Source organism: Microbacterium sp. (assembly GCF_011620665.1).
Classification (GTDB): Bacteria; Actinomycetota; Actinomycetes; order Actinomycetales; family Microbacteriaceae; genus Microbacterium.
Genome location: NZ_WOYQ01000035.1, coordinates 30,335 through 38,311 on the forward strand (window position 1 = coordinate 30,335; position 7,977 = coordinate 38,311).

Sequence of the window (7,977 nt, forward strand, 5' to 3'; positions counted from 1 at the left end):
GGTAGGTAGGTGGCGGGACATGTCGCTGTCGTCATGCCGGCGTACAACGAGGCTGAGGGCATTTCGGGGTTCATCGCCGAGATCATCGACGCCGTGAGCCCGCTCGTCGGCACTCTCACCGTGCACGTCGCCGACGACTGCTCCACCGACGACACCGCGGGGGTCGTGCGCGCGCAGGGCGACGCCCGGGTCGAGGTCGTGACCCAGCCCGCGAACCGGGGTCATGGACCCACGGCGATCGCCGCGTACCGCCTGGGTCTCGCGTCGGGCGCAGATCTCATCGTTCACGTCGATGGCGACGGGCAGTTTCGCGGCAGCGACATCGCGCGGGTGCTGTCGGCGGCCGAAACGACGGGCGCGGCGGCCGTGCACGGCGTGCGCCGCGGTCGAACCGACCCGTGGTACCGGCGGGTGCTCAGCGGCAGTCTGCGCCTCGGGTCGCGCCTGCTCGTGCCCCGCGCGATCCCCGACATGAACACGCCGCTCCGCGCGTATCCCCGGGAGGCGCTCATCGAGCTTCTCGAAGCCCTTCCCGAGAACCCGCTGGTGCCGCACGTGCACCTGTCGATCCTCGAGGCGCGGTGGCGGATGCCGGTGCGCTACGTCGCTGTGCGCAGCCTGCCCAGAAGAGGACAGAGCTCCACCGGAACGATGTGGGGCCAGCGCACGCGCCGGGTGAGCCTGCCCCCGCGTGCGCTGGTGGTGTTCGTGTGGCGGGCATCCGCCGAGGTCTGCGTGGCGGGGTGGAGGCGGGCGCCGGCGGCCCATCGCCGGAGCGACAGCTGATGCGCTCGGCCCTGCGCCGGCCGGCGCTCCGCACGATCCTGTTCCTGGGCGCGGCGGCAGCCGTGGTGATCGCCAACGTCGTCGTCGCGTGGCACAGCATCGTGGTCGCGCCGCTGTGGGAAGACGAGGCGTACAACCTGACCGTGCCGCTCAACCTCGTGCGCGGGCTGGGATACACGAGCGACGGCATTCTCTCCGGCGGGCAGCTCATGCCGTTCGACGTGCGCATCTCGACCGGGCCCGTCGTGCTGCTGCCGGTCGCACCCCTCATCGCGGCCGGGATCGACCCCGCTCTGGCGGGGCGCCTCGTGGCCTACGGGTACTTCGTGGCGCTCGCGGCGGGCGCCGCCGTGGCCGGCCGCCGCATCGGAGGACGATGGGCGGCGCTCGCCGCGGTCGCGGTTCTGCTGGCTTTCGACCCGTCGGCTCCGCCCTCGCCGATTCAGGGCCCGAGCGATCTGCTCGGCGAGATCCCGGCGGCGGCGCTGCTGCTCTGGGCGGCGATCGCCGTGCGCCGGAGGCCCTGGCTCGCCGGTCTGCTGCTGGGCCTTGCCGTGCAGGCGAAGACGATCTCGCTCCTCGCTGCGCCGGCGCTCGTGCTCGCCGTGCTCCTCCTCGGCTCGGGCCCGCTTCGCCGGCGCATCCGCCGCGTCGCCGTCGCGGCCGCCGCGGCGATCGCGCCCACGGCCCTGTTCGAGCTGGTCGCGCTCGTGACGATGGGCATGCCCGCCTACGCGCTGCGCGTGAGGTCGATGGGCTCCTTCCTCATCACGGGCGGCCAGGCCTATCAGGGCACCTCACCGGTCGAGAAGATCCTTGTGCTCGCAGACTCGTGGTTCGTTCCGCCGCCGCTCATGATCGCGCTGGTCGTCGTGCTCGCGGGCTTCACGCTGTGGGCTGCGCGGAACGCGTGGCAGAACCGGCGCGCGTTCCGCGTGTACGCCCGCCGCGCGGGACTCGCGCCCAGCGGCACGATCGCGTCGCAGCTCGTGGTGGGCGCGGTCGGGCTCACCACGTTCGTCACGTGGTGGGCGTTCGCGAGCCACACGCCGCTGTGGGTGCGGCATCCGGCACCGGGGGTGTTCGCGTTCACGCCGCTTCTCGTAGCCGGTGTCGTCCTGGCGGTCCGCTGGTGCCGCGCCGGCGAGTCACCTCGCGCCTCGCGGCTCGTGGGCGCTGCCGTCGGCACGGTGCTCGCGCTGCTGATCTCGCTGCAGCTGTCGCTTCACGTGGCGTCGGCGCTCTCGCCGACGGCGCAGACGCTGACCGCCCAGCGCGAGGTCGCCGCCGATGTGCGCGACGCGACCGATTCGCCGTGGATCGCGACGCCCTGGGGCTCGGGCGTCAGCATCGGGGTCCTGGCCGGCATGCACGTCGGCATGACCGACGGCACGCAGCTGACCGGGGTGCCCACGCTCGCTCCCGCCGGGAACGCGCCCGCGTGCGAGGGCCGGGCCGTCGCTCTCGACGAATGGATGCTCTGCCTTCCCTGACGCGGGGGTGATGCACCCGGCCGGCTCACGCCGCGGTTTCTCCCGGCATGAGCGCTGCCTTCGCGGTCTTGAGGATGATGGCGGCGTCGCCCACGAGCGACCAGTTCTCGACGTACGAGAGGTCGAGGCGCACCGACTCTTCCCACGACAGCGTCGACCGGCCGCTGACCTGCCAGAGGCCCGTGATGCCGGGTTTCACGAGGAACCGGCGATGCACGTGGTCGGCGTAGCGGGCGACCTCCGAGGGCAGCGGCGGCCGTGGCCCGACGAGGGACATCGAGCCGCCGATCACGTTGAGCAGCTGGGGGAGCTCGTCGAGGCTGAACCTGCGCATGATGCGGCCGATCGGGGTGACCCGCGGGTCGTTCCTCATCTTGAAGAGCATTTCGTTGCCGGCGTCGCGCCGCTCGCGCTCGAGGTTCTCGAGCAGGTCTTCGGCGTTGACGACCATCGAGCGGAACTTGATCATCGAGAACTCCTCGCCGCCGAGCCCCACGCGGGTCTGGCGGAAGAAGACGGGGCCGTCGCTCGAGAGCCGCACGGTGATCGCGAGGAACACCAGCAGCGGGCTGATCACGACGATGCCCACGACCGACGCGACGAGATCCATCGTGCGCTTGACGACGCGCTGACCGCCGCTGAACAGCGGGGTCTCGACGTGGATGAGGGGGAGTCCGGCGACGGGCCGCATGTGGATGCGGGGGCCTGCGATGTCGATGATGCCGGGCGCGAGCACGAGGTGCTGTTTGCCGGCCTCGAGCGACCACGAGATCTGCTTGATCTTGTTGGGCGGCAGCTCGTCGCTGCCGGTCACGGCGACGGTGTCGGCGCCGCTCGCGATGATCGCCTGGTCGATCGTGCTGAGGGTGCCCACGATCGGGATGCCGGTGCCGGCGATCGTCGACGCGGCCGCGCCCGCCGGCACACACGCCCCCACCACGCGGTAGCCCGCGCTCGGTGCGCGCTGCAGCTCGCGAGCGAGATGAGCGACGGTCGGCTCCGAGCCGACCAGGAGGACGTGAGCCGAGTACTCGCCCGAGCGCCGCTTCCGGACGAGCCACTGGCGCCACAGCCAGCGCTCGAAGATCAGGAGCAGCACGCCGAGCGGAAGGCTGATCACGAGGAATCCGCGGGCGACGTCGACCCTCAGCAGAAACGCGAAGATCGCGATGATGCCGAAGAGGCGAACGCTCGCGGCGACGATGCGGATGTACTCGATGCTTCCGCTGCCGATCACGCGTTCGCTGCGCGAGTCGATCAGGCTGAGCGCCCACATCCAGGTGAGCACGAGCGCGAACGAGAACACCCAGTACGAGGGTTCGGAGAGCCGCGAGTCAGCGCGGATCGAGACAGCGACGTTGCCGAACCCGAACCACGCGATCTGGGTGCCGTAGACGACGCCCACGAGCACGAGAAGGTCGGTGATCAGGATGCGGCGGTGCAAGCGCGCGCGCCACGGAACCTGCGACTTCACTGACCATCCTCTCCGACGGCGAGTATAACCGCGACCCGGCTATCGGCACGAAGCGGCCGGCAGCTCGGCTGTCTGGATGCCCGGAGTCTGCACGACCTCGAGCCTGCCGGCCCCCGGCGACACGGCCTCAGCCCGCACCGTCGCGGTGGCCGACTGGCCGGGTGCGAGCTCGACCTCGAAGCTGACCACCCGCCGGCCGTCATGAGTGCCCCCGCCGAACCCGCTGTCGTCGTCCATCGACGCGCTCGCGAGTTCGAACCCGGTGGGCAGGTACAGGTAGGCGACGGTCTTCGCGTTGCCGGGGGGCACCCCGAGTTTTCCGCCACCCGTGATGTACGTGGGCAGGCTCGTCGCCGCGTCGGCCGGGGCGTTGTTCGCCACCGTCACGGTCAGCTGCGCGGTGCCGGTCACACCCGCGGACGTCGCCGCGCACGCGGTCCAGGCGACGTCGCTCGCCGCTGTCGCGTAGAAGTCCATCTTCGAGCCGGTGCCGTCGTTGAGGAACACTCCGAACCGTGCCGTCTCGTCGTCGGTCACCGGCAGCCCGCCCGCGAGCGTCGTTTCGGCGAGCAGAGCCTGCTCGTCATCGTGCGCGCTCCAGATCAGCAGCCGGCGCTCGGCGCCCATCTGAGTGAGCGCGCTCACGAGGCCGGCGGGGTCGACGTCGCCGCTCACCAGCGCGTCGAAGACCTCGGCCGTGGCCGACGCGAAGAACTCGTCCTGCTCAGCCGGGCCGGAGTAGCGGACATACACCTCGTTGAGCAGAAGTGACACCGCGTTCTCGCTCGTCAGCACGTCACCGGTCGGCAGCGCCACCGGCCCGGTCGCGCGCAGCATGTACGACAGCGAGACTGGGTCGAGCGCGATCACCCCGTCGACCTGCTGGCCGTCGTGTGTGCGCGCCCACATCTCGCGCGCGAGGGTCGCCGACACGGTGAAGTCGGGCACCTGCGTGACGTTGTGCATCCATCGGCCGGGCCGTTCCGTGTAGATTCCGGTGATCTCGTCGCCGAGCGGCAACACCGACGGGTCGTACCCCGGAAACCCGCTCGCCGACTCCGGCGTGGCCAGCGAGACCGCTCCGCCATCGGTGCGCAAGAGGGCGACCGCACCGGCGATGCCGCCGAGCGAGCGCCACTCGGCGTTGTTCTGAAAGAGCACCAGGTAGTCGCGCGGGCCCTCGGCGCCCAGCATCGCCGGCAGCAGCGTGGCCGCGCGCACCACGCCGTCGGCGCCGGCGAGCAGGCCGGCCACTTCGTCGACGGCGCGGTCGATCGGCCCGAGCAGCGCCGTGCGGTCGAGCCCGTCGAGCTGAGCTTTCGCCGACGCCACGCCTTCGGCGCCTGTGGCCGCCGCACCCTGCAGGGACGAGAGCGTGGCCAGATCGATGCGCCCACCCACCGGCAGCAACGCGTCGGCGGCGAACGACCCCGCAAGTTCCGAGAGCGGGGAGAGTGCCGTGGTGGCCACGAGATCGACGGAGGCCGCGACCGTCGACACCGCCTTGAGCTGCGGTCCCACCCAGGGCAGCGACTCGGCGGCTCGCCAGACCGGGTCGCTCGTGAGGTCACGCGCCGCCGAAGTCTCGGCAGCGATCCCCGCGATCGCGCTCTCTGCGACCGCCGGGTCTCCCAGGTCCGCGCCCACCAGCGAGGCGGCGCCCTGTGCTGCGCTCAGATGGCCGTATGCCAGCACACCCCGCACCCCGATCCACCCGGCCGCGAGCACGGCGACCACGGCGATGAGCCCGACGGCTACCGCGAAGGCGGCGGTTCGTGGAGGTCGTCGTCGTGCGGCGTGGGAGGCCATGTGCCCTACTCTCGCAGTTTTCCCACGTGCTCTCGGTACCACGCGACCGTGCGGCTGAGTCCCTCGGCCAGGCTGATCTTCGAGGTCCAGCCGGCCTCGGCGAGCTTCGACACGTCGAGCAGCTTCTGCGGCGTGCCGTCGGGCTTCGAGGTGTCCCACTCGGTCTCGCCGGTGTAGCCGACGACGTCGGCGATCGTCTCGGCGATCTCGCGGATCGTGACGTCTGAGCCGGTGCCGACGTTGACCTGCTCGGGCCCGTCGTAGTGCTCCATGAGGTGCAGCACGGCGTCTGCCATGTCGTCGGAGTGAAGGAACTCGCGCCGCGGCGCGCCCGTTCCCCAGTTGGTGACCACGTCCGCGCCCCCCGCGGCGGCCTCGTCGTAGCGGCGGATCAGCGCCGGCAGCACGTGCGAGCCCTGGGGCGAGAAGTTGTCGTTCGGCCCGTAGAGGTTGGTCGGCATGGCCGAGATCCACGGCAGACCGTACTGCCGCCTCACCGCCTGGGTCTGCAGAATGCCGGCGATCTTCGCGATCGCGTAGGCGTCGTTCGTCTCTTCGAGGTGCCCGGTGAGCAGCGAGTCTTCGCGAATCGGCTGCTCGGCGAACTTCGGGTAGACGCACGACGACCCGAGAAAAACGACGCGCTCGACGTCGTTCGCGAGGGCGGCGTCGAGCATGTTCACCTGGACGCGGACGTTGTCGCTCAAGAAGTCGACCGGGAAGGTCGAGTTCGCGAGGATGCCGCCGACCTTCGCCGCGGCGAGCACGACATACTTCGGCTTGATCTCTGACATGTAGGCGAAGACATCGTCGCGGTCTCTGAGATCGAGTTCGGCAGAGGTCTTGCCGACGATGTTCTCGAAGCCCGAGGCTTCGAGCTTGCGTGCGATCGCCGAGCCGACCAGCCCCCGGTGCCCGGCGACATAGAACGTCGCGCCGCGGTCGAGCTCGCCGGGCGTGTAGTTCAGCCCGTCCGAGGCGGTCATGCGACTTTCTCCTTGGAACCCAGCAGGAGCGACGTGAGTGAGAAACCGTTTTGTCGGGTGATCCCGGTGAGGAGTTCGCGCTGGGTCAAGGCCTGCTCCGTTCAGGGTGTGCTTGTCGGATCGAGCGTGATGTCTACGCTACTGGTCCTGTGATCGTCCGCTGTGATCAGTCGCATCAGCATCTCTGAGAATCTCTTGATCGCCATCTGTTCGTCGAGCACGGACTCTCGGTACAGTCGGCCGTTCTTGCCGAGGTGTTCGGCGTGGCCCGGGTCGGCCGCGAGGCCGCGGATGGCGTCGAGCAGTGCCTCGGGGTCGCCGGCCCGTACAACGATGCCCGCGTCCGCCGCGCGGATCTCTTCAGCTGTGATTCCCCTGATGTCTGTCGCGGCGACCACCGGCCGCCCCGCCGAAAAGTACGAGGTGAGTTTGCTCGGCACGGCCATCTCTGAGACGCCGGGCAGCTCGTTCACGAGCAGGCAGTCGGCGCTCGCCAGCGCCGCCGAGAAGTCTGCGTCGTTGAGGGGTGAGAGAAACTCGAGCGTCGGCAGGCCCTGGCCGAGCTCCTTGAGACGGTCACGCTCGGAACCGTGGCCGAGCAGAACGAAGCGCACCGGAAGTTCGCGGTCAGAGGCCACCCTCGCGGCTTCGATCACGTTGTGGAGGCCCTGCTTGACGCCCATGTTCCCGGCGTGAAGGACGACCGTCTCGGCGGGGGTCCATCCGAGCCTCTCGCGGGCAGACACGACATCGACCTCGGGTGCCGGCGGCAGGTGCGTCCAGTTGCGCACCACCTCGATGCGATCGCACGGCACACCGAAGTCTTCGGCGACGCGCTCCGCGAAGCGATCGTGGATCACGACGACGCGATCGGCACTGCGCAGCAGCCATCCCTCGAGCGCCGCGATCACGCGCACCGGGAGGGCGCCGGATTGGCCGGTCTCGACCATGCCCAGCGTGTAGAGGTCTTGCACCCACACGACGAGCGGCGTCTTTCGATGTGTCAGCTTGGCGCGCATGGCAACGAGCACCGACGAGATCAGCGCGGGGGAGACGACGACGATCGCGTCGGGCCCGCCCCACCGGTGCGCCGCCGCGCGGGCGCCGAACGACGCCTCCGACAGTGCGCGTCGCACACCCCTGGGCTGGGTCGGCACGTAGTGCTTGAGACGTGTGACGGCGACCCCGGCGATTTGTTCGCTGCGCGACCACTCCCCGTAACCCGACTGAACCTTCCAGTCTGGATAATGGGGGTGAGTCGTCAACACGCGGGTAACGTAGCCCAAGCGAGCCAAGCCTCGGGCCATCGCCCCGGTGTACGGCGAGATTCCCGTCTTCTCGGGGGGAAAGTTCAGCCCGAGAAGCAGAACGCGAGGGGCCGTCACACTTCCAGGCTAGCTGAGTTGCGATTTCGGTCGGGTTACGGGAA

At 70.0% G+C, this 7,977-nt stretch carries 6 protein-coding genes; 2 read left to right on the forward strand and 4 right to left on the reverse strand.

The features are described 5' to 3' along the window. Positions 1-9: 9 nt before the first annotated feature. Together QZV81_RS05025 and QZV81_RS05030 are read left to right on the forward strand one after the other, a co-directional pair. Positions 10-786 carry a glycosyltransferase family 2 protein gene (locus QZV81_RS05025; RefSeq protein WP_292833479.1) on the forward strand — a complete coding sequence of 259 codons (777 nt, stop codon included), beginning with the start codon at positions 10-12 and terminating at the stop codon, positions 784-786. Continuing rightward, positions 786-2,279 carry a glycosyltransferase 87 family protein gene (locus QZV81_RS05030; protein ID WP_292833482.1) on the forward strand — a complete coding sequence of 498 codons (1,494 nt, stop codon included), beginning with the start codon at positions 786-788 and terminating at the stop codon, positions 2,277-2,279. The genes QZV81_RS05025 and QZV81_RS05030 overlap by 1 nt, the downstream gene beginning before the upstream one ends. Before the next feature lie 25 nt (positions 2,280-2,304). Here QZV81_RS05030 and QZV81_RS05035 read toward each other — a convergent pair whose 3' ends face one another. From QZV81_RS05035 to QZV81_RS05050, 4 genes are all read right to left on the reverse strand, one after another. Beyond that, the gene (locus QZV81_RS05035) at positions 2,305-3,753 is read right to left on the reverse strand and encodes a sugar transferase (RefSeq protein WP_292833485.1); all 1,449 of its coding nucleotides are present in this window, start codon (positions 3,751-3,753) and stop codon (positions 2,305-2,307) included. 39 nt (positions 3,754-3,792) lie between these two features. After that, on the reverse strand, positions 3,793-5,562 hold the full coding sequence (locus tag QZV81_RS05040; RefSeq protein ID WP_292833488.1) for a DUF4012 domain-containing protein: 1,770 nt from the start codon (positions 5,560-5,562) through the stop codon (positions 3,793-3,795). A gap of 5 nt (positions 5,563-5,567) precedes the next feature. Further along, positions 5,568-6,548, reverse strand: a complete 981-nt coding sequence (locus QZV81_RS05045) for a GDP-L-fucose synthase (RefSeq protein WP_292833491.1) — start codon at positions 6,546-6,548, stop codon at positions 5,568-5,570. A 101-nt stretch (positions 6,549-6,649) separates the two neighbouring features. After that, positions 6,650-7,933: a glycosyltransferase family 4 protein gene (locus QZV81_RS05050; RefSeq protein ID WP_292833494.1), complete on the reverse strand. Its 1,284-nt coding sequence runs from the start codon at positions 7,931-7,933 to the stop codon at positions 6,650-6,652. Between the last annotated feature and the right edge of the window lie 44 nt (positions 7,934-7,977).